At 64.8% G+C, this 22,110-nt stretch carries 15 protein-coding genes; 7 read left to right on the forward strand and 8 right to left on the reverse strand.

Going from position 1 to position 22,110, the window contains the following annotated elements:
* Positions 1-442: 442 nt before the first annotated feature.
* Positions 443-2,398 (reverse strand): MASE3 domain-containing protein, encoded by a 1,956-nt coding sequence (locus DIC75_RS05750; RefSeq protein WP_250987079.1) that lies wholly within the window; start codon positions 2,396-2,398, stop codon positions 443-445.
* 246 nt (positions 2,399-2,644) lie between these two features.
* Entirely contained in the window at positions 2,645-5,599 is a 2,955-nt protein-coding gene (locus DIC75_RS05755; protein WP_284738409.1) for a PAS domain S-box protein, read from the reverse strand.
* A 205-nt stretch (positions 5,600-5,804) separates the two neighbouring features.
* Between DIC75_RS05755 and DIC75_RS05760 the strand changes: the two genes are divergently transcribed.
* Positions 5,805-7,739: a heavy metal translocating P-type ATPase gene (locus tag DIC75_RS05760; protein WP_250987081.1), complete on the forward strand. Its 1,935-nt coding sequence runs from the start codon at positions 5,805-5,807 to the stop codon at positions 7,737-7,739.
* A 30-nt stretch (positions 7,740-7,769) separates the two neighbouring features.
* On the opposite strand, the gene DIC75_RS05765 is transcribed toward DIC75_RS05760, so the two are convergent.
* The gene (locus tag DIC75_RS05765; RefSeq protein ID WP_250987082.1) at positions 7,770-8,633 is read right to left on the reverse strand and encodes a cupin domain-containing protein; all 864 of its coding nucleotides are present in this window, start codon (positions 8,631-8,633) and stop codon (positions 7,770-7,772) included.
* A 76-nt stretch (positions 8,634-8,709) separates the two neighbouring features.
* Positions 8,710-11,118 (reverse strand): PAS domain S-box protein, encoded by a 2,409-nt coding sequence (locus DIC75_RS05770; RefSeq protein ID WP_250987083.1) that lies wholly within the window; start codon positions 11,116-11,118, stop codon positions 8,710-8,712.
* Between the two features lie 464 nt (positions 11,119-11,582).
* Between DIC75_RS05770 and DIC75_RS05775 the strand changes: the two genes are divergently transcribed.
* From DIC75_RS05775 to DIC75_RS05785, 3 genes are all read left to right on the forward strand, one after another.
* Positions 11,583-13,637 carry a copper-translocating P-type ATPase gene (locus DIC75_RS05775; protein WP_250987084.1) on the forward strand — a complete coding sequence of 685 codons (2,055 nt, stop codon included), beginning with the start codon at positions 11,583-11,585 and terminating at the stop codon, positions 13,635-13,637.
* A 101-nt stretch (positions 13,638-13,738) separates the two neighbouring features.
* On the forward strand, positions 13,739-14,587 hold the full coding sequence (locus DIC75_RS05780; protein WP_250987085.1) for a PKD domain-containing protein: 849 nt from the start codon (positions 13,739-13,741) through the stop codon (positions 14,585-14,587).
* Positions 14,588-14,704: 117 nt separating this feature from the next.
* The gene (locus DIC75_RS05785; RefSeq protein ID WP_250987086.1) at positions 14,705-15,058 is read left to right on the forward strand and encodes a type II toxin-antitoxin system PemK/MazF family toxin; all 354 of its coding nucleotides are present in this window, start codon (positions 14,705-14,707) and stop codon (positions 15,056-15,058) included.
* Positions 15,059-15,085: 27 nt separating this feature from the next.
* Here the strand turns inward: DIC75_RS05785 and DIC75_RS05790 are convergent, their stop codons facing one another.
* On the reverse strand, positions 15,086-16,828 hold the full coding sequence (locus tag DIC75_RS05790) for a PAS domain-containing protein (protein WP_250987087.1): 1,743 nt from the start codon (positions 16,826-16,828) through the stop codon (positions 15,086-15,088).
* Between the two features lie 406 nt (positions 16,829-17,234).
* Here DIC75_RS05790 and DIC75_RS05795 point away from each other — a divergent pair, with 406 nt between their 5' ends.
* Positions 17,235-17,822: a nitroreductase family protein gene (locus DIC75_RS05795; protein ID WP_250987088.1), complete on the forward strand. Its 588-nt coding sequence runs from the start codon at positions 17,235-17,237 to the stop codon at positions 17,820-17,822.
* A gap of 38 nt (positions 17,823-17,860) precedes the next feature.
* On the opposite strand, the gene DIC75_RS05800 is transcribed toward DIC75_RS05795, so the two are convergent.
* Entirely contained in the window at positions 17,861-18,916 is a 1,056-nt protein-coding gene (locus tag DIC75_RS05800; RefSeq protein ID WP_250987089.1) for a S1C family serine protease, read from the reverse strand.
* Between the two features lie 192 nt (positions 18,917-19,108).
* Here DIC75_RS05800 and DIC75_RS05805 point away from each other — a divergent pair, with 192 nt between their 5' ends.
* Complete coding sequence (locus DIC75_RS05805; RefSeq protein ID WP_250987090.1) at positions 19,109-19,813, forward strand: alpha/beta hydrolase; 705 nt, start codon at positions 19,109-19,111, stop codon at positions 19,811-19,813.
* An 8-nt stretch (positions 19,814-19,821) separates the two neighbouring features.
* On the opposite strand, the gene DIC75_RS05810 is transcribed toward DIC75_RS05805, so the two are convergent.
* Together DIC75_RS05810 and DIC75_RS05815 are read right to left on the reverse strand one after the other, a co-directional pair.
* Positions 19,822-20,517, reverse strand: coding sequence for a glycerophosphodiester phosphodiesterase (locus tag DIC75_RS05810; protein WP_250987091.1), 696 nt, complete (start codon positions 20,515-20,517; stop codon positions 19,822-19,824).
* 200 nt (positions 20,518-20,717) lie between these two features.
* Positions 20,718-20,984 carry a DUF2795 domain-containing protein gene (locus tag DIC75_RS05815; RefSeq protein WP_250987092.1) on the reverse strand — a complete coding sequence of 89 codons (267 nt, stop codon included), beginning with the start codon at positions 20,982-20,984 and terminating at the stop codon, positions 20,718-20,720.
* Positions 20,985-21,269: 285 nt separating this feature from the next.
* Here DIC75_RS05815 and DIC75_RS05820 point away from each other — a divergent pair, with 285 nt between their 5' ends.
* Positions 21,270-22,064 (forward strand): ABC transporter substrate-binding protein, encoded by a 795-nt coding sequence (locus DIC75_RS05820; protein WP_250987093.1) that lies wholly within the window; start codon positions 21,270-21,272, stop codon positions 22,062-22,064.
* Positions 22,065-22,110 lie beyond the last annotated feature (46 nt).

The raw sequence follows: 22,110 nt of genomic DNA on the forward strand, positions 1-22,110 counted from the left end.
GAGCTAACGGACTGGCGGAGAAACGGAGTAACAGTCCTTCAGTGCGTGTTCGTCCGCAACTCCTGCCCACCTTTCCCCTGCAGGATTCCTTCTTTTCCGGAAGGATCCATTCACCGTATTTCCGGCAGCTGGCAGCATCGAACCGGTGAACCTGGCAGACCCTGCCTCAGGCACGGCGAGACCCGGGAACCGGGTGCGACCGGCCGGGGCAGAGAGTGCTGAAAGACTGCCGCCGGCCCTGCTCACGGGAGAGGGGACGGCTATCGGTATGGGCATACCATGCACATACCGGCAGCAGATATAAAACTTCGTTCTGCGGTCCTGCAGGGAAGGCGGCACCCCTGAGAACTAGAGATAGACCGTTATCACAGCATTCTCAGGGCCGTCCGCCGGCAGACATCCGGGAGGGTTTTCTCCACGGGAAACAAACACTTGTCTCTTATCAAGTTATCCGGCCGTCAGCCTCCAAAACCGCCCGATGTCCCCGCTCCTTATCTACCTCGTCCCCGAACCGCCACCCCCCATTCAACACCCTCACCTCAAACCGGGCCCCCTCCCCGAAGATCCCCGTCTCCCTGATAATCATCCCCGTGATCCCGAGAATCCCCGCGACCAGGAACAGCCCGTGGCCGTGCCGCCGCTTATAGGTCTCGCGGAAGATTGCCTCCTTCTCGCCGTCCGGAATGCCGTTGCCGTCGTCCTCGCAGAGGAGCACCAGGTCCTGCCCGGTTCTCTCGTACGAGAACCGGACCTCCGTCACCTTCCCGCCGTGGCGGGCGGCGTTGTCGATGAGGTTGTAGAAGACCTTCTTCACCATCGGGTCCGCGTAGACCTCCAGACCCGCAAGATCAACCCGGACCCTGACCCCTTCCGGGAGGGCGAGCTCCGAGACGCTCTCCCCGATGAGGTCCGCCGGCCTCTGCCAGCCGGGTTCGTTCACCCCCATGTCCTGGTAGTCCCGGCTGAACTCGATCTGCTTCTGGATCTCGTCCACGGCGGCCCGGGAACGCGCCAGGCAGGCCTGGACCCCGGGATTCTCGCTGTCTTCCCCGGCGAAGTCGATGTAGGCGCGTGCGACGGTGACCTGGTTGAGGATGTCGTGGCGCGTGATCCCCGCAAGAAGGTTCAGTTTGGCGTTCGCCTGCCGGAGCGCCTCCTCGGCATGCTGCCGCTCGGTGATGTCCTCACCGGAACTGAGCGTCCCGCAGACGACGCCGTTTCTGTCCCGGAGCACGGTGGTGTGCCACGCGATGATCCGCTCGCCGCCGCCGGCGGTGAGGACCGGTGCACTCGCATACTCCGCAGGCCCGATATCCCCCTGCATCAACCCGAGAAAGAGCGCACGATAACGCTCCCGCACCGCCGGGGGGACGAACCGCTCGACCCAGGGCTCGCCCACGACCGCATCCGCCGGATAGCCGAGGACCTCGGACGCACGACGGTTGATGAGGGCGACGCGCCCGTCCTTATCGAGGACGACGAAGAGAGCGCCGGCGATATCCAGGTACTGCCCGAGCCGGTCCTTCTCCCGCCGGAGCCGCTCCTCGCTCGCCACGAGACCGGTGAAGAGCACCGCGTAGGGCTGCCGGATCCCGGTCTCGACGAACGCGATATAGATCAGCCCGAAGGAGAGCACCATCAGGAGGTGGCCGATCATGTTCGAGAGCCCGTAGACGCTGATATACAGCGTGAAGACGAGTTCGGACGCGATCATCACCATGACCGCCGCGACCAGGTGGCTCGCCACCCGGGGCGAAAAGTGATCCCGCAGCCGGTAGACGGCGACGGCCCCGAGGGCGAGCATGACCGCTATGGCGTACTCGCTCCAGACCTTGAACGCCGTCAGTCCGACGCCCTCGACGTAGCAGTCGGGGAAGACCGGGACGACGAAGATCGAGAGGAGGAGGAGCACGGTAACTCCTGAAAACACGGTAAAGACCCAGCGGGGGCCCGGGTTTCTCCGGAGCACGAGCGGTGCGGCGAGAAGGGTCCCGGCGAGGAGGTAGCGGGAGGCGATCCAGAGCTGCGTCGGGAGGTTTGCGTCGTAGCCGGCGAAAATCCCCATCCCGTCGTACGCAAGGGTGTGAACCAGTTCGATGCCGGCCACGAAGAGGAGCCCGGTGCCGGCGACCAGCAGGTACCCGTTCTCCCGCATCGTCCGGGCGTTCCAGGCCACGATGAAGACCGCTGTTGCTATCGCGATGGCGACGAGTTCGGCGATCGTGTGGAAGAGGAGGTAGTTGTACAGGCCGGTCGCTGCGAGAGCGGCGAGAAGCACCGTAAAGCCGATCAACGGGCTCCGGACGCCGGGTTCCGTGATGCCCGGCCCCGTGCGATCCTCTGCGCTGCTCCAGATAGCATGGGTGATCGGTTCTGCCTGTGGAGGGTCGTTCTGCATGGTTCGGGGTCCGGTTCTTTCGAATACACGACGGGGAGCGCCGGGCCGCTTCCGGTACCTCTTCCGGGACTCAACACCGCCGCACGGCCCGGTTCGCCGGCCCACTTTTATTCGCCGTATATTATATCTCTGACAACATAAATTTACCGGACAGAAAAAACCGTTTATAGTGCATTATTCAGATAAAAGAGAGCAATAAAGGGATATTAAGAGGGAATGGTTCGATCGGGATCGTGCCGAAACGATCTACACCAGTTCGTTCCTCCGCAGGAACTCCCGGATGTCACGGGATTCGACCCAACCCTCGTCAAGCTGTTTGACGATCGCGTTGATCCGCTCTACCTGCTCCCGGATCTTCTCCGACGTCTGCGCGTCGTCGGCCAGGTCGGCCATGCCGAGGATCACCTGCAGGGGCAGGCGGATGTGATCCGCGAGGATTGCAAACTGCTCGATGTTCTGCTCGATCTGGTAGAAGGCCTGCAGCCGCATATCTTCGTAGTGCTTCCGGTCCGAGACGTCCCGGCCGACGATCTGGACGCCCACCACGCGGCCGCCCTCCGTGATCGGGGATTCGTTCATCTCGACGGCGGCGGCCGTCCCGTCCTTCCGGCGGAGCTCCACCACCAGCCCCTCGACAGGCTCCCCCCGGGCAATCCGGGCCCTGGCCTCCTGCCATTCTGGACGGGTGCTGTCGAGGACGTAGTCACTGCACCGTTCGCCGATCATCTCTTCCGGGGTATACCCGAGGATCCTCTCGACGGCCGGGGAGATGTAGGTGATCCCCCGGTCGTAGTAGCAGGTGTAGAGCATATCGAAACTCCGCTGCGCGATCTCGCGGAACCGCTCCTCGCTCTCCGCGAGGGCGTTCTGCATCTTCCGCCAGTCGGTGATATCCTCCACCATCGCGATGACGAGCCCTCTCTCCCCGGAGTCGCGGAGCAGGGACGTGGTCAGCCGCCCCCAGAGGATCCTGCCGTCCTTCGTTACGTAGCGCTTCTCCCGGCGGGTGCTCTCCCCCAGGGCCACCCTCCGGTGGAGAGCCCCGGCCTCCTCCCGATCAGGCGGATAGATCAGGTCCCGGGACTGCATGCCAGACAGTTCGTCCTCGTCGTAGCCGAACATACGCACGAACGCCGGGTTGGCTCCCATGATCCTCCCCTCCGGGTCGATGAGCGCGATCCCGGTCCCTGCCTGCTCGAAGATTCCCCGGAACCTCTCCTCACTCTCCCGGAGGGCGAGTTCCGCCTTCTTCTGCTCGGTGATATCCTGTCCCGTGACGGCCAGCCGCCCGGCCTGCGGCCGGTAGATCTGCAGGTCGTACCACCGCCCTGTCCTGGGCTCCTGCAGCCGCCGCTGCATTGGAACACCGGTCTCTGCGACCTCCCCGTAGAGGACGCGGGCTCCCTTCGTGATCGCCGGGAAGATATCGAAGAGCCGTTGCCCGACCAGTTCCTCCCGGCTGCGGCCGAAGACGTCCGCTGCTTTCTCGTTCAACTCGACGATAAGGTAGTCGACGGGATTCCCATCGCCGTCCCGGACAACCTCGTAGAGGGTGTAACTCTCGAGCATCTGTTCGAAGAGATGGCGGTACTTCTCCTCGCTCTTCCCGAGTGCTTCGGTCGCCCGCATCCGCTCGACGATCCGGCCGAGCCTCCCGGCAACGGCATCGATCAGGCGGCGCTCATCGGTCATGAACGGCGCATCGCCATCAGCGGGCAGCCCGTGACGATAGCAGACCTCCACCTTCCCGGTGATGCGGCCATGGACAGTGATCGGGCTCTCCTGCCTCAAGGGAGTTTCGAAGAACCCGGGCGACCGGTATTCCCGGCCGTCGACCGTGATCCGGGCGGCAGCATCTTCCGGGTGGAGCCAGCCGCCGGGGAGGATGGAGGCAACCTCCTGCAGGACCTCCTCGACCGATATCCCCGGCCGTTCGACGATGCCGCTTACGGCATAGAGCGTCGCAAGTTCCCTCACCCGGGTATCCAGAGCGACCTGCTGCTTCTGGAGCAGCTCTTCCGCCCTGCGCCGGTCCGTGACGTTCTCTGCAATGGCAACAAGCCGATCGTACTGTGGCCGGTATGCTTTCAGTTCGTAGCAGGCGCCGGTCGCCGGACTTGAGACATCGCGATGCACCGGCGTCCCGGTTCTCGCCACCCGGTAGAGGAGGTCGAGCGCTGCAGGGGTGATCGACGGAACGGCCGTGACGAGGTCTTCTCCGACAACCTCTTCCCGGCGGCGCCCGAGGCTTTCGGCGGCCTTGCGGTTGATCCGGACGACCCGGAAGCCGGCGGGGTCCCCGGAGCCGTCGCGGAGTATCTCAAGGAGAAGCCCGGCGTCCGGCATCTGGTCAAAGAGGAGGCGGTACTGCCGCTCGTGAGTTGCGGTCTCTGTGCGTCCCGGCGCGATGGCCGCCCCGAGCATCGCGGCGACAACGCGGACGAGATCGCGCTCCTGCGGCAGGAAGGGGTCTTCTGTCCCCCGAGGGTTCTCCCGGTTCCCTACGGCTTCCTTCGGAACCCTCCGGCACTCGACCACGAGGTGCCCGGCCGGGATCCCGGCGACGATCTTTCCGGGCCCCGGAGCAGCGGTTCCGGGCACGACCCGCGCCGATACCTCCCCCGGGTTCCGAAACCCGCGGGGCAGGAGGTCGACCGTCTCCCGGAAGACCTTTTCGGGATCAGCACCGTATCTCTCGATCGCCCGGGCGATTGCGGAGAGGGTCGCGAGTTCCCTCACCTGCCCGCAGGGTTCGTCCAGGCCGGTGACGTCGAGGCTGACACCGGCCCAGAGGACGACCCGGCCTCCAGCGTCCCTGACCGGGACACCGCTGCTCGCGACGGTGCGGTAATCCCCTTCGGCACCCCGGATGCGGTAACTGCACCTCCACGGTGTGCCGGCGGCGGCACAGCGCTCCCATAGGGCAAGCACAGCATCAGCCTCCTCCGGGTGGAGGGAGCGCGCCCACCCGGAGTCCCGGAACTCTTCGAGCGTCGTCCCCAGAAGGTCGAGATACGGGTCCGGGAGGTAAGGTGCCACACCGTCGGACCGGCAGATCCAGATACTGCAGGAAACCGTCTCGTCGGCGATTCGGTCGGGATTGTCCGGGGGGATCGTGGTAAAGTCTGGCGGAGGCATCGTCAAGGTCCTCCAGAGGGGCAGGGGGGTGTCGGGTATGCCGGCTGGCCGGCACCCGGGCATGATGTGGAAAGGGTAATCTTTTCGATCATTTGGGGCGATCTCTTCATAACATTTCTGCTCGGTGAAAGGGTGACTCCCTGGTCGGATTGATCGCGTCTGAGGTGGGCCCGGGGGTGCGCCCGGACCATCCTTTAAGTGGGACGTAGCCAAGATCGAATACCATGATGGAGACCTGCGCCCGAAAGACTCCGGCCGGAGGCGAACCGTGACGGAGCATGAGGAGTGCCCGTCCTGCCCCCGCTGCCGGGCCGGGATCTGCGAGATTCACAGGCCGGTCGTCGGCCGCCGGGAGGTCGCGGTCTTTCTGGTCGCGGGCGTCCTCCTCCTCGCGGGGGTACTCGCCGGATACTTCACCCCGTACCCCCTCGCCGGAACGGCCCTGCTGCTCGCCGCCGCGTTCATATCCGGTTACGGAGTCCTGAAGGCCGGGTTCCTCGCCCTCATCCGGCTCCGGTTCAGCATCGCCGTGCTCATATCCATCGCGGCGGCGGGCGCGTTCCTGACCGGGAACCCCGCAGAGGGGGCTACCGTGCTCTACCTCTACGCCATCGCCGAGTTCCTGGAGGAGTACGCCGCCGGGAGGGCGGAGCGCTCCATAGCGTCGCTTCTCGATATCGCGCCGCAGACGGCCCGGGTCCGGCGGGACGGCGGGGAGGTGACCGTCCCGGTCGAAGACGTCGGCGTCGGGGAGACCGTGATCGCGAGACCGGGCGACACCGTCCCGCTCGACGGCATCGTCACTGCCGGCGCATCTTCGGTCGATCAGGCGGCGATCACGGGAGAGAGTGTCCCGGTGGCAAAGGGTGTCGGGGACGGCGTCTACGCCGGGACCCGGAACATGGAGGGCTACCTCGAGGTCCGGGTGACGAAGCCCGAAGAGGAGAGCACCATAGCCCGGGTGGTGGCGCTGGTCGCGGAGGCCCAGGCCCACACTTCCCCCACCGAGGCGTTCATCGAGCGGTTCTCGCGCTACTACACGCCGGCGGTCATCCTCGTCGCCGCCCTCCTCATCGTGGTCCCGCCGCTCGCCTTCGGCGTCCCGTTCCTCGAGGCGTTCTACCGGGCGCTGATCCTGCTCGTCATCGCCTGCCCCTGTGCGCTCGCCATCTCCACCCCGGTCTCGATGGTCTCGGGTATCACGACCGCGGCGCATAACGGCGTGCTCATCAAGGGCCGGGACTCCCTTGAGGCCGTGGGGCTTGCCCGGGTCGTCGTCTTCGACAAGACCGGGACGCTCACGGCCGGAAGGCTCGAGGTGGATGACGTGATCTCCTTCGGGGTGCCGGAGGCGGAGGTGCTGGCCGTCGCCGCATCGCTCGATTCCCGTTCCGGCCACCCGATCGCGGAGGCGATCCGGCTGCGGGCGGAGGCGGAGGGGACCGTCCTCCAGGATGTGGAGGAGTTCGCCTCGATCACCGGCAGGGGTGTCCGGGGGAAGATCGACGGTGCGACCTATCTCCTCGGGAACGCCGCGCTCTTCCCGGAACTCCCCGGCGGAGCATGGTGGGTGGAGTACGACCGTCTTCTCCGGGAGGGAAAAACCGTCGTCCTCGCCGGCACCGATTCAGCGGTCATCGGGCTGGTTGCCCTCTCCGACGTCATCAGGGGGGATGTCCCGGAGACGGTTGCCGACCTTCGGTCGCGGGGTATCAGGACGGTGATGCTCACCGGGGACAACGAGCGCGTCGGAGAGGCGGTGGCCCGCCGCATCGGGATCGACGAGTGCCACGCCGGCCTCCTCCCGGAGGAGAAGGTGGCGATGGTCGAGCGGCTGATGGACCGCTACGGGCTCGTGGTGATGGTCGGCGACGGCGTGAACGACGCGCCGGCGCTGGCCCGGGCGAACGTCGGGGTCGCGATGGGGGCCATCGGGTCGGACGTCGCGATCGAGGCTGCCGATATCGTCGTGATGGAGGACGACATCTCCCGGGTCGCCTACCTCGTCGCCCTCTCGGAGAAGACGGTCTCGGTCGTCCGGCAGAACGTCGTCGCGGCCATCATCGTGAAACTCGGCATTGCGGGGCTTGCCGTCCTCGGCCTGGTCTCCCTCTGGATGGCGGTGGCGTTCGGGGATATGGGACTCTCGCTTGCGGTCATCGCAAACGCCCTCAGGATAGGCCGGCCGGATGCCGGCAGTTAAGAAGCCTGGCAAAAAAAGAGAAGAAAACTCTCATTCAAAGAGAACGGTCTTCTCCGGCGTCCACGCCGGGTCGATGAACGAGAGGATCTTCGTTGCGGAGTCAGCGGCGTTCCGGGTCTCCTTCACCAGGTCGGGCGGGACGTAAGCGGCACTCCCGGCAGGAACCAGTACAGCGTCCCCGTCGGGCGTGGTTACCTCGATCTCACCCTCGATCACGTAAATCAGGTCGGACGAGCCGCGGATTCCGTCGTACCCGAGGTACCCGCCCGGCAGGAGCTCCGCATACGCGAGACTGTAGTCGATCGGGATCTCCGTCTCGTTCATCAGCACCGGATTTATAAGGGTATAGACCGCCACGCCGGACTCAAGGTCCCACTCGATCCCTTTCCGTGGATCGGCGACGACGATCGGCGCGGCATCCGTCATCACGCTGACCACGTCAAGCCCGTCCCCCGAGATCTCGATTGCGGCTGCAAACGGCGGCTGGATCACGGTGAGGTAGCGGAGATCGGTATCCCCGACCGAGGCTATCGACTGCAGCACCCCTTCCGGCAGGAGGACGGTCTCCCCTCCGCAGGCGGTCACCGTCTCGCTGTCGCAACGGATCTCCGCCGCTCCTCCGAGCACGTAAACGAGCTCCGTCGTCCCGATCAACCGGTGCGGGGACGTCGCGCTACCCGGCGGGATGACGACGTAACCCATGCTGTAGTTCGTCCGGATCTGCGGGGTCTCCTCGCCGACGAGCCCGGCATACGTCGCCCGGCCGTCGAATATGGGGACCGGGTCCGCCGGGGCGATCAGTACGACACCCCCCTCTGCCGGAGACTCGCTCGCGGTGAGGCATCCGGCGGAGAGGAGCATGCAGGTGAAGAGAAGAGGAACAATCCTGTGCATGGCTATTGATCTCTGCGACGGGAGGAATAAATCCGATCATCTGCGTCTGATATGCGCCTGGAACGATCCCGGCACCTTACGGGCCCCTGTCGCCCCCGGCCTTCCGGAGGGTGAACCGGAACGCCGCACCCTCCTCCGGGTGGCCCGGGACGCGGTCCTCGACCCAGATTCTGCCGCCGTAGCGTGCGGTGAGCATCCGGCAGATCGAGAGGCCGAGACCATGGCTTCCTCGCCTGCCGCCCTCCCGCTCGAACCGGAAGAAGATGGTCTCCTTCGCGTCCTCCGGGATACCGGGGCCGTTGTCGGCGACCGTGACGATGACGGTCCCCTCATCCAGGCTCTCGACCGTAACCGTGACCTCGACACACTTTCCCCCGTACTTTGCGGCGTTACCGATGAGGTTCGTGAAGACCTCGGGGAGGAGGTCGTCGGCGAGGACCATCACGTCCGGCCCGCCGTAGGTGATACGGGCGTCGGGGAAGTGGGCGATCTCCTCACGGATCACGTCGTGGAGGCCAAGAGGCGTAAGTCCTGCCCGACTCTCGTGGATCTTCCGGATAGTGGCGACGTTCGCGGTGATCTCGATACTCTTCTTGATCCCGGCCTTCAATTTCCGGGCATGCCGGGCCGGCTCTCCCTCGAGTTCGTCGATGAGAATGTCGGCATAAATGTTTGCGACGTTGTCGGCGTTCCGGATATCGTGCGTAAGGATATCGAGGTAGAGGTTTGCCTCCCGGTTTGCCACCTCAAGCCTCCGGTAGAGCATCCCCCGCATGATGCCGGCCCCGATCTCCCGGCCGACCGCCTCGAGGAGCGCGCGCTCGTCATGGGAGAACGATCCCCGGTCCCTGCTCCCGATGAGGAGCGCCCCGACGACATCGGACTCGACGACGAGCGGGATGCAGGCGAGTGCGGCAAGCCCGAGTTCCCGGAGGAGGCGGGACCCGGAGGTGTTCGGCGCCCGGTCCTGTTCAAGGTAGCAGGGATGGCCGGTGGCGAGGGTGTCGGCGAACGACACTCCCAGGATGTTCCCTGCCGGATCCAGGTACGCATCCGGCATGTTCCGCCGGCACTGGAGGGTGGCCTCGCCCCGTCCGGCATCGAGACGGTAGATAGCGCCGCCGTCGTAGCCGAGGAGGTCGAGCGTCTGGTTGAGTGCCGTCTCCAGCAGTTCTCCCGGCAGATGGGCCGATGCGGATGTGGCGATGATCCGATTCAGCAGCAGGAGGTGGCGGTTCCGTGCCTGCAGCTGCTCCTCCGCCAGTTTCCGGTGGGTGACGTCCCGTATAACGACCTGGACCGCGGGCCGGCCCTCAAAGAACGTCCGTGTGCCCCTCCCCTCGATGGGGACCGTCGTCCCGTCAACCCTGACAACCAGCAGTTCGATGAGCGGCGTCTGCTCCCCCTGCAGGTCCCGTGCGGTGAAGGCCTCGACGGTGCTCCGGGTGTCGGGGTGGACGATATCGAGGATCGCTTTCCCGAGGACCTCCTCCGGGCATGAAGCGCCGAGCAGCCTCACGCCGGCGGGGTTGATGAATATGATCTTCCCGTCGCGGTGGATCATGGTCGCCTCGGCGGAGAGTTCGACAAGCGATCGATACTTCTCCTCGCTCTCCCGGAGTTGCGCCTCCATCCGTTTCATGGGGGTGATGTCCTGAACCCCCACAAGGAACCCCCGGCAGGTGCCGTCGGCGTTGACGATCGGGGTGGTCGCCATCAGCGTATGGACACGGGCGCCGTCTTTACGGATCAGATCGATCTCAAAGACTTCGTGCATGTTCCGGCCCAGGTTCTGCAGATACTCTCCAAGGCATCCGGCGCCCGTCTCATCGACGAGCGCGGAGACCGGCAATCCTATGATCTCAGTGACCGGGTAGCCGACGATATCGGCCATTCTCTGGTTGGCAAAGACCGCGACACCCTCTCTGTCGATCAGCCCGATGCCTTCGTTGAGGTTCTCGACGAGGAACCGGTACCTGTCCTCGCTCTCCCGCAGGATCTCCTCTATCCGCCTCTGTTTGGGGGTATCCGCAGGCCTTCCGGGCACCGGTCCCGGGAGGATCGGGGCGTCAGCAACAGAACCGCCCCGGAGGTCGGATGATTCGAAAGAGAGACGAACGATCCGATTTCCGCGAAGCGGACCTTCATGCACAGCCCGGCACAAGCAGCGGACGCGTTTCTCCCCGCTCCCGGGCGACCGCAGCGTGCACAGGACATCGGCAGCCCGGGAGCGGCCGGAGAGGAACGAAAAGATCTCGGCCCTGCCCGACTCCTCGCAGATACGGGTTACCAGGGCCCGGCGGACGAACAGATCCGCATCGGTCTCACATAGTGCGTCCCGGTCGATGTCGAGGAGGTGCCGGAGATGCTTGTTGATGCAGGCCACCCGGTTGTCGGGGTTGATGATGAGCAGCCCCTCGTCGAACGCGTCCAGGATGCCGGAGAGGGCGAGGTTATCGCCGTGTGCGGGTGTGCATTCATGCATTGGCCGGAATCACCTTCCTCTATTCTCGGAAGAGTATCATCATCAGGGACAGATAAAATGTTCCTGCACACGCCAAATGAATCCAGCCAAAATTCAGAGGAATTTTGAGGATCCTATCTACCTTGGGGGCAGGTTCATTTGAGCACGGGCAGTATGCTCTTTCCCTGAAGTTATAAATCTGTCCATTTACTCCGGCAGGCAATCGCCATCTGCGAGGCAACGGATGCATGCCCCCGGCGTTACCGGGGGTGCGCGCGGACGGCCGTCTCGCACCCGCCGGTGGGCAGCCGGTATATTTACGTCCTGTGAGACCGGCATCACCTCCATGGACGGATACATACACCCGTGCCGGAACGGCTGTCGCCGTCGGGCGCCGGGCGCGCTCCGGCAGCGCTGCATACAGAGCGAGACCGACGAAGACGACCTTTTGGGCCCCGGAGAGGGACCGGCGGGGACGGGATGAGATGGACCACGATCACGAGCACGCCGGGCGAGAGCCTGATACGCATCCAGCTGAGGCGGGCCGAAAGACGCCGCCGGAGGGGAGTCGGCCCCCGGGCTCAGGACGTCCCGTCCATCGCACACACCGCCACGCCCTCGAGGACTTCCGGCGGCGGTTCATCGTCTCGACGATACTGACGGTCCCGATCCTCCTCCTTTCTCCGCCGGTCCAGGCGCTCCTCGGGATCGTCATCGTGTTCCCGGGCTCGGATTACCTCCTCCTTGTTCTTGCGACCGCCGTCTACCTCTACGGCGGCTGGCCGTTTCTCACCGGCATCGTGCGCGAGATCCGGGACCGGATGCCCGGGATGATGACGCTCATCGCCGTCGCGATCACCGTCGCCTACGTCTACAGTTCGGCGGTCGTCCTCGGTATCGTCGGCGGGGAAGGGTTCTTCTGGGAACTCGCCACCCTGATCGACATCATGCTCCTCGGGCACTGGGTGGAGATGCGCTCGGTCCTCGGGGCGTCGAGGGCGCTCGAGGAGCTGGTCCGGATCATGCCCTCAGAGGCGCACCGCGTCCGGGACGCCGGCACCGAGGACGTGCCCGTGGACCGGCTCGCACCGGGCGACCGGGTCCTCGTCCGGCCCGGGGAGAAGGTCCCGGTGGACGGCGTGGTTGTCGAGGGTGCGACGAGCGTCAACGAAGCGATGCTCACCGGGGAGTCGAAACCGGTGGAGAAGCGCCCGGGTGACGGGGTCATAGGCGGGGCGATCAACGGCGAAGGCTCGATCGTCGTCGAGGTCAGAAAGACGGGTGCGGAGACCTACCTCGCCCAGGTGATCGACCTTGTGCACAGGGCGCAGGAGAGCCGGTCCCGGACCCAGGACCTCGCAGACCGGGCGGCGTTCCTCCTGGTGGCGATCGCCCTCTCGGTCGGTGCGGTGACGTTTGCGGTATGGTTCGCCGTCGGAGAGAGTACCGGATTTGCGGTGGAGCGGGCCGCGACCGTGATGGTCATCGCCTGCCCCCACGCGCTCGGCCTTGCCGTCCCGCTCGTGGTCGCGGTCTCGACGGCGCTTGCCGCCCGGTCCGGGTTCCTGATCCGCGATCGGAGCGCGTTTGAGCGGGCAAAAGACCTCACAGCAGTCGTCTTCGACAAGACCGGCACCCTGACGACGGGGAGATTCGGGGTCACGGATGTCCTCGCCTTCGGCGGCGCCGCGGAAGACGACGTGGTCCGGGCGACGGCATCGGTGGAGGCACATTCCGAGCACCCGATCGCCCGGGGCGTGGTCCGGAGCGCGGAAGAACGGGGCATTTCCCTGCTCCCGCTCGAAAACTTCCGGGCGATCCCGGGAGTCGGCGTCGAGGGAAAGGCAGGCGGCCGGACCGTCCGGGTGGTCGGTCCTGGCTATCTCGCAGAGCAGGGCATAGCGGCCGGGGACGAGCGGGTCGGAACGCTCCAGCGGCAGGGCAAGACCGTCGTCTTCCTGCTCGAGGACGATCGGCTCACCGGCGCGATCGCGCTCGCCGACATCATCCGGCCGGAGTCGCGGGAGGGGGTCGGCCGGCTCAAAGCGATGGGCATCCGGTGCATGATGCTGACCGGGGACAACCGTGACGTCGCCGCGTGGGTGGCGGGGGAACTGGGTCTCGACGAGTTCTTCGCCGGGGTCCTGCCTCACGAGAAGGCAGCAAAGATCCGGGAGGTGCAGCGCCGCTACCGGGTGGCGATGGTGGGTGACGGGATCAACGACGCCCCGGCGCTCGTCCAGGCCGATGTGGGCATCGCCATCGGGGCCGGGACCGATGTTGCTGTCGAGAGCGCCGACATCGTCCTCGTGAAGAGCGATCCGCGGGACGCGGCGGCGGTCATCGACCTTGCAAGGAAGACCTACCGGAAGATGTTTCAGAACCTTCTCTGGGCGACCGGCTACAATGCCGTCGCCATCCCGCTCGCCGCCGGCGTGCTGATCGGTGCCGGTATCGTCCTCACTCCGGCCGTTGGGGCGGTGCTGATGAGCGCAAGCACCGTGATCGTCGCGATCAACGCCCGGCTGCTCCGGGTATAGGGGCGGTCCCCGCACCACTTCCCGGGTGATCGATTGAACCGGGAAGCTCAATGCGGTCAAATAGGGGAGCAGGGCCAGTAGGTATCGGAGGTACGTTACTCATGAAACGCGACACTACAATCCGAATCTTCTCCCTGCTGATCGCCCTCGCCGTGGTGGTTCCTGCCGTGCAGGCCGCCCTCACGGTCGATGCAGGGAGCGACCGCACCGTGCTTGCCGGGGAGCCGGTCACTATTCTCGCGACCTGCAACGACACCGATGTCTTCGATGCGATGAACCTCTCCGCTTCCATCGACTGGAGCACAGGAGCGACGGATGCCGGGATCGTGCAGGACGACGAGCATAACGGCACCATACAGGCCACCCACACCTACCTCGCCGCCGGCACCTACGCCGTCACGGTGAAGGTCGCAAACAACGCCACTGGCGCCGTCGCCTGCGATACCCTGAACGTGACCGTGAGCCCGCAGCAGGCGGAGGTGAAGGTCGTCCCGAAGACGCTGAACCAGAAGAGCAACGGTGTCATGACCGTCTTTGTCAGCCTTGCGGAATGGCTCGGGTTTGCCGGCGCCGACCGCACGAACGTGACGGTGTCGGACCCCTCGGAGTTCGCAATCGGGAACGCAACGCCGGAGAAGGTCAACTTCTGCATGAAGGACGGCGGCACGCTCATCCTGAAGTACCGGCGGCAGGACCTCGACCTCGCCACCGGCGACGGCAACCTGACCGTGACCGGCAGCGCCGTGACGGAGGAAGGGAACGTCTCGGTGGCCGGCACCGGTGCCGTCTCCGTGATCAACCCGGGTAACGGCAAAAAAGGGGAGAACGATGACGGCTACGCCTGGGCCGCCATGGTGAAGGAGAACGCGAAAGAGAAGGTGAAGAACCAGAAAGAGTTCCGTGAAGAGCAGCAGAAAGGCAACGGAAAAGCTAAAGGACAGGCGCTGTAACGGCGCACCGGAGGGTCCGGGGGGCACCCTCCTTCCTCCTGTTGCTATAAAGGCCCGAGCAGGACCCCAGGCCCGGGATCAATTCTCTTATCGCTTATCGAGTCAACCTGTATGCACATGGGACGCTACGCCAGCGGCGACGTAGTTTTAGCCTCCGTCCGCATCGGGGGTATCGGCGAACGGAAGGTGCGGCCGGTGGTCGTCGTTACGGCAGAAGAGAGCAGAGACCTGCTCATCTGCCCGGTATCGAGCAGCCCCTCCACCGACGGAATTTCCGTCCCGCTCTCGCTCGACGACTTCGCCCGCGGCGGGCTCGACCTCTTTGCAGAGAGCTACGCTCTCGCCGCACACGCCGCCACCATCAGGACGAAGGACGTCGTCGGAAAGAAAGGCTCTCTCCTGCCGGAGACGCTCGCCGCCATCCGGGAGGCCATGCCGGGGATGCACGATAAGAGGGGCCGGAGAAGGTGAAGGCGTGGCAGGCGTTTGCCCGCCCACTCAGAGTTCGTACCGCTTCAAAAACTCCCGGATCTTCCGGGACTCCATCCATTCCCGGTCCAGCAGGTTGATCTGCATATTGATCCTCCGGACCTGCTCCCGGAGCTTCTCTGCGGTCACATCGTCGTCGAGCAGGTCCGCGACCCCCATGACCACCTGGAGTGGGTGGCGGACATGGTCGGCGAGGACGGCGAACTGCGCGATGTTTCGCTCGGTCATATCGAACGCCTGTTCCCGTAGCCGCTCGTACAGGATCCGCTCGGAGATGTCCCTGCCGATTGCCTGGAACCCCACGATCGCCCTCTTCTCGACGATCGGCGACTCGTTCAGTTCCAGTATGACGGTCTCCCCGTCCTTCCGCCTGACCCCGACCTGAAGCGCTTCGACCTGCTCGCCCCGGAGCACCTTCCGGCGCCCCTCCTCCCAGACAGGAAGGCTTGACGGGAGGATGTAATCCTCCCATTCGGTTCCTACCATCTCCTCGGGAGAGTACCCGAGTATTCGCTCCATCGCCGGCGAGACGTAGTTCAGCCCGTCGGCCAGATACGACGTGACGATGAGATCGAAACTCCGCTGGGCGATCCCACGGAACTTCTCCTCGCTCTCCTCGAGCGCCGCTTCTACCTGCAACCGCTCGATAATCCGGCCGAGCCGCTTCGTGACGGCGTCAAGCAGCATCTGCTCTTCCTGCAGGAACGGCCCTTCAACCGCCTCCGGTTTCTCGCAGTTGTATCCGACCTCAACCTCGCCGACCTGGACGCCGCGGACGACGATCGGGCTGCTCTGCCTCCAGTGGGTCTCACCCGGGTTGCCCCGGCTGTACTCCCGGCCGTCGACGGTGATCCGTACCGCGGTACCGTCGGGGTATTGCCAGCCGGGGGGGAGAGTATCGACAACCGCCTGCAGGAGCGTTTCAAGCGTTATCCCCGGAACCTCGACGAGGTGCGTGATGGTGTAGAGGCACCGGAGTTCGTTCATCCGTTTCTTCAGCTCGAACGTCTTCTCCCGGAGCTCCTCCTCTGTCCGGTTGCGTTCGGTCACATCGAAGGCCGTTCCGGTGACGCCGACAATCCTGCCGTCTGCATCCCGGAGCGGCTTTAATGTCAGATCCCGGACACGAGGATCGCCTGCGACGGTGAACGTCACCGCCGCCCGCACGGTCTCTCCCGTCTCAAGAACCCGGCGCTTGAGTGCAGTGAGGAGCGCGGCATTGTCGGGAAAGACCTCCTCGTCCCGCATGCCGATGATGGACAGATCCGTGGGTCCCAGCTGCTGGTTATACGACCAGGTGTAGCGGAGGTCCTTATCCTGCGCAAAGACGACCATCGGTGATTGGTCGAGCGCGGCCCTGAAGTGGTGTGCATTCAGATCCGCCGTGGCATCCCGGACCCTGATGAACCGCTGCCCGTCGGAGATCGGCATGCCCGAGATCGAGAGCCAGCGCCGGGTGCCGTCGGGTGTCCGGGCACGGCAGAGGAAGGCGGGCAGGTCTGCGCCATTCTCCAGAGCCTCCCGGAGCAGCCGTGCGGAGTTCTCATCCTCGAGGATCGGCAGAAGGTACGTGCCGAAGAGAGAGCGCACGTCCATCCCGACGGCGTCTTCCTCCCGGATGGCAAGAGTCCGCGCGAGAGCCGGGTTGTGCCAGCGGACCCTCCGGTCGTCGCTTACCACAAGAAGACCGTCGTCGAGAGTATCGAGCACCGCACGATCGCAGGGTGCCCGGTCAGGATGCGAGTCTGTCATTTCCCACCGGCGCTGGAATGCAGTCGCTGTAGTGGATGTGCTCCAGGGGGATAAAAAAGATTACTATCCGGTTCCCGGACGAAAATAATGTTTCCTAGACCCCCTGCGAGTTTCGGCGGCATTCCGGCTCTTCAGAAGAGCCGGATCATGTTGCAGCACTCCGGGTAAGAGACACTGCGGGGAGATGCCTGCAGATCGGGAAGCGTCTCCGGCGATACGCACCGGATCCGGCACGGCCGACCAGCGTTGATAGGTTCTCCCATCGCTGATCTCCGACATCAGGTAGTGCAAACGCGCGTATCGGCCGGCAGGCGCGTGCAGGGTGGGTGTCGGGTTCCGGTGGGACGTGGAGGACGGAGCAGGTTCACTCAAGGTATAAATATCATCGGCGAGCCGTTGGGGTTCTATGGTGACGGCTACAGAGTCCATTGGGATCCTTTCCGTGATCCGCGAACGCCGGAGCATCAGGAACTACATCGACCGGGATGTCCCGGACGAGGCTATCAGGGCGATCATCGCTGCGGGCATCCAGGCCCCGACCGCTCTTGGGCTTCAGCCCTGGCAGTTCGTGGTCGTGAGAGACAGGGACCTGATGCAGCGGGCGTCCGATTACTGCAAACCGATCCTCTTAGAGAAGATCGGAGAGGAGGCACGCCCGGGGACGGAAGAGTTCCTTGCGGCGCTCAGGGGCCCGGAGTTCAACATCTTCTACAATGCCCCGGTGCTGATCCTGGTCCTCGGCGCACGGGAGGTCGTATCGAGCGTCCTCGACTGCGCGCTCTGTGCGGAAAACATGATGCTTGCCGCCTGGGCCCTCGGCATCGGCAGCTGCTGGATCGGTTCCGCAGCCCTCATCGAGCAGAACCCCGACCTCCTCGCGGCGCTGAAGGTCCCCGACGACCACCAGGTCGTGGCACCGCTGATCTTCGGCTATCCTGCCCCCCTGTTGCCGAAACCGGTGCGGCGGGAACCCCGGATAACGTGGATCCCGTAGTCGCATCACGGGAGACGTGGTGAGGGGAGGGGACCCGCTCACCCGGTGGCGGGACACGCGACCGCTTCCGCCGGGATGATCGGGAGCGTGATCCGCCGCTGTTCCCGCACGAGCGATAGGGTTGCCGGCTCCGCGATGGGCCAGGTGGCGAGGAACCGGTGCAGGTCGTCCACGCACGCAACGTCGGTCTCGTTGATCCCGATGATCAGGTCTCCCGGCCGGAGCCCTGCCCGACCGGCGGGGCTTGCCCTGTTCACCGAGACGACCTCGACCGCCTGATTCACGGTAAGCCCGAGCGCCGCAACAAGCGGCTGCGGGAGCGGCTGTGACTGGCCGGCAATACCGAGGTATCCGCGACGCACCCTGCCGTCGGCGACCAGCTGCGGGAGGACCCAGGCGGCGGTGTTCGAGGGGATTGAGAAGCAGATACCCTGGGCCATCGGGATGATGGCTGTGTTGATGCCGATGACCCGGCCGCGCGAGTCCACCAGCGGACCGCCGGAGTTGCCGGGGTTTAAGGGAGCGGTGTGCTGGATGATGTTCTCGATCAGGCGGCCGTCCCGGCTCCGGAACGCCCGCCCGAGAGCGCTCAGGACTCCCGTCGAGACGGTCGAGTCGAAGCCGAGCGGGTTGCCGATGGCTATCGCGAGCTGGCCGACCGAGAGCGCCCCGGAGTCGCCGAACGGCGCGTAGGAGAGACCCCCGGTATCGGTACGAAGCACGGCGAGATCGGTCGCCGGATCGGCCCCGGCCAGGCGCGCAGGAAGAGCGGTCCCGTCAGCCGTACGGACCTCGAGCCTCCCCGCTCCCTGCACCACATGGTTGTTGGTCAGGATGTAGCCTTCCGGTGCCACGACCACGCCCGAGCCTGCCCCCATCTGCTCGCCGCGCCGGCCCTGGAGGTTCTTCCCCGCGACCACGCTCACGACCGCGGGTCCCACCGACTCGACGACCCTGACGACGGCCCGGGAGTAGGCGTCGAGGAGGTCGGCATCGGACTCCCCGGTATCGGGAGATGTACCGTGGCCTTTCTGGGCGGATACCGGAGGAGAGCCGCCAGCATGCTGGAAGAGTTTGTGGCTGATTTTATCCATTATAATTTATAATTTTGTAACCAATAGTAATGTACTTTCCGCACCGGTTTGTTGAGTAACGCTCCTTGCGGCACGCGAGATCGCGCCGGTCTCAGGCGCGCAACAACATCCGCCCCCCATGGACTGCACCGGGTCCCTGCCGATCCTGCAGTAGCCGCAACAGACAAATAGACCCGATCTCTATTGCCCTCCATGCTCGAGACGGCTGCAATTCAAGTGGATGTAGGTGCAACGAGGGTCGAGGTGCACCCCACGAACGTCAGGAGGATGCCGCAGGCCGGCGAGGCCTACGAGATCGTGGAGATCGAGACCGACCGCGGGACGACCACCTGCCGCTACTACGAGGCGCAGGGGGCCAGAAACGGCGTCGTCATGGTAGGCGGGACCGGCGGCGGGTTTGATACCCCCGCCCGGGAACTCTACCCGCAACTGGCGACGGATCTCCAGAACGACAGGATCAGCACGCTCCGGGTGCAGTACCGGCACCCGACCGACCTCGTGGAATCGACCGTCGACACGATCCTCGGCATGCGCTACCTTGAGAGCCGGGAGGTCTCGGCCGTCGGGCTGGTCGGGCACTCGCTCGGGGGAGCGGTGGTGATCCAGGCGGCGGCGAGCGATCCGGCGGTCAGGGTCGTCGTCGCCATCTCCACCCAGACCGACGGGACCGAACCGGTCGCCGGCCTCGCCGGCCGTGCGGCAATCCTCCTCCTTCACGGGGATCACGACCCGGTCCTCCCCCATAGCGCATCTGAGGAGGTCTACCGGCGTGCCCACGAGCCCAAACGGCTGGTCGTCTATGAAGGAGCGGGCCACACCCTCGATGAGGTGGCGGAGAGCCTCTCCGTCGAGGTGAAGGCGTGGCTCCTCAAACACCTCCCGGGGACGCTCGTCTGACCGGTCCTTCACCTCGCCGGCGACGTGGCTCCGCCCTGCAGGTATCGGCGTGCGGCGCAGGGGTCGTCGCTCGCGAATCCGTCGACGCCGAGCCGCACCGCTTCTTCGATATCGTCCTCCCCATTCAGCACCCAGGGAACGACGAGCAGCCCGGCGTCGTGCGCCCGCTCCACCACCTCGTGCGAGACCCGGTCCCACCGCGGGAGGATGATCTCCGCCTGCACCGAGAGGGCGAGCCCGACGGGGTCATCAGCCTCCCCCGAGTAGATGAGGCCCGCCTGTGCTCCGGGGAGGAGCCTCTTTGCCATCGCAACGCTTTCCGGGTGGAACGAGACTAAAAAGAGCCGTTCCGGCATCCGGCCCATGAGCATCGAGACGATGATCGCTTCGGTCCCGGGCTCTTTGATCTCCACGACAAGCCCCGACTCGTTGTGGACGAGGTCGAGAACCGCCTGGAGCGTCGGGATCGTCTCGCCCTCTCCCGCATCAAGCGCCGTCAGGTCCTCGAGGGTATAGCCTTTGACCGGCCCGGTCCCGTCGGTCGTCCGGTCGACGGTCGCGTCGTGGATTGCGACCGGGATACCGTCTCTTGTGAGGCGCAGGTCGACCTCGACGAGATCGGCGCACGCCATACCTCTTCGCAGGGCCCGCAGGGTGTTCTCCGGTCCGAGAGCCCTTGCCCCCCGGTGTCCGATGATGAGCATGCCCCGCCATGCACCGGGGACCAGATATAGGTGGCGGGTCGCGGGCTTTTCCGGCAGAGCGGTCCATACATTGATACACTTTGCGGGAGTTACGGCGCGGTCCCGCTCCTGCATCCTGGCGTGGTGTGCCGCCCTGCAAAACGGTTCCGCCAGGGGCCGGCAGGCGTCGCCTCCGGCACCCGTATGCGGCTGAAAAAGGGTTACTTCTGCTGGACTTTCTGCAACTCTGATTTAATGTCTTCCTGGCTGTTGTACTGCTTATCCTCAAACTGGTTCAACATGTCGAGGATGCCCTGGGGTGCTCCGCTATCCTTCGCCTGGGAGATAAGATTGTCTTTCGACGCGGGAAAATTGATCCTCGAAGTGATCTGCTCGATGATCCGCGGATCGAGTTCCTGCAGGGACCCGGCGGCTTTTGACATCCCGCCCATGGCGGATTCCTTCATACCTTTCATGATCCTCACCATCACATTTGCGCTCCCCGTGCCGGGGAGGGTGCTCCCGATAGGTAAACTATGATATATACCTGCCCCTCCCGTACCGCTCTCGACCGGTGAGGGGCCTGAGGCGCGTCGGGTGTTCCGGGACCCCTCCTGTGGTGATCACCGCCCTTGAGTTGAGGGCATACCGGACTGGAATGGTGGGGCGCTGCCTTCAAAAGCATGGTATCATTCCCGGCCGCCGGCTGAACCGGACCTTCAGGAAAGCCAAATCAAAAGGTTAATTTTACTTATCTAGCTAATTTCTCTTTCATGAGAACGCATGGCATTCTTACGTTGCTCGCCTGTCTTGTCGCAGTGCTGGCCGTCGCAGGTGCGGGGTGCACCGGCACGACCGAGCAGACCGGCGGAGCGGAACTGAAAGACTCATACATCGTCGGCATCGACGGCGCGTATCCTCCCTTTAGCTACATCGATAAGGACGGGAACGCCCAGGGATTCGATGTCGACTCCATGAAGTGGATCGCCGAGAAGAAGGGCATCGAGGTGACGTTCATGGCGGTCGACTGGGACGCGATCATCCCGACCCTCCAGGCGGGGAAGATCGATATGGTCTATGCCGGGATGTCGATCACCCCCGAGCGGCAGGAGAAGGTCAGCTTCACCAACCCCTACTGGTCAATCAATCAGGACGTCGCGGCCCGCGAGGACTCGAACGTGACGCTTGATGACGTCCTTGCCGGAAAGGTAATCCTCGGAGCGCAGCGGGGATGCACCGCCGCCATCTGGATCGAGGAGAACCTGATCGAGACCGGGAAGATGCCCAAAGACAACCTGAAATACTATCCCGACACACCGGCTGCCGTCAGCGACCTCGAGATCGGTAGGATCGACGCAGTTATGTACGACGACGTCTCCCTGCAGGACATCATCAGCGGCAAGCCGCTGAAGACCATCGGGTCCGTCGAGACGCAGGAGCAGGAACAGTTCGGCGTCGCCATCAGAAAGGAGGATACCGCGCTCCTCGAGCTCATGAACGAGGGGATTGCGGAACTCCAGGCCGATCCCTACTGGGAAGAGCTCAAAGAGAAGCACAACCTGAAGTAATCGGGGACGACTCGTCCCCCATTTTTCACTATCTTCAACTCACCCG

The sequence above is a fragment of the Methanoculleus oceani genome (genome assembly GCF_023702065.1).
Classification (GTDB): domain Archaea; phylum Halobacteriota; class Methanomicrobia; order Methanomicrobiales; family Methanoculleaceae; genus Methanoculleus; species Methanoculleus oceani.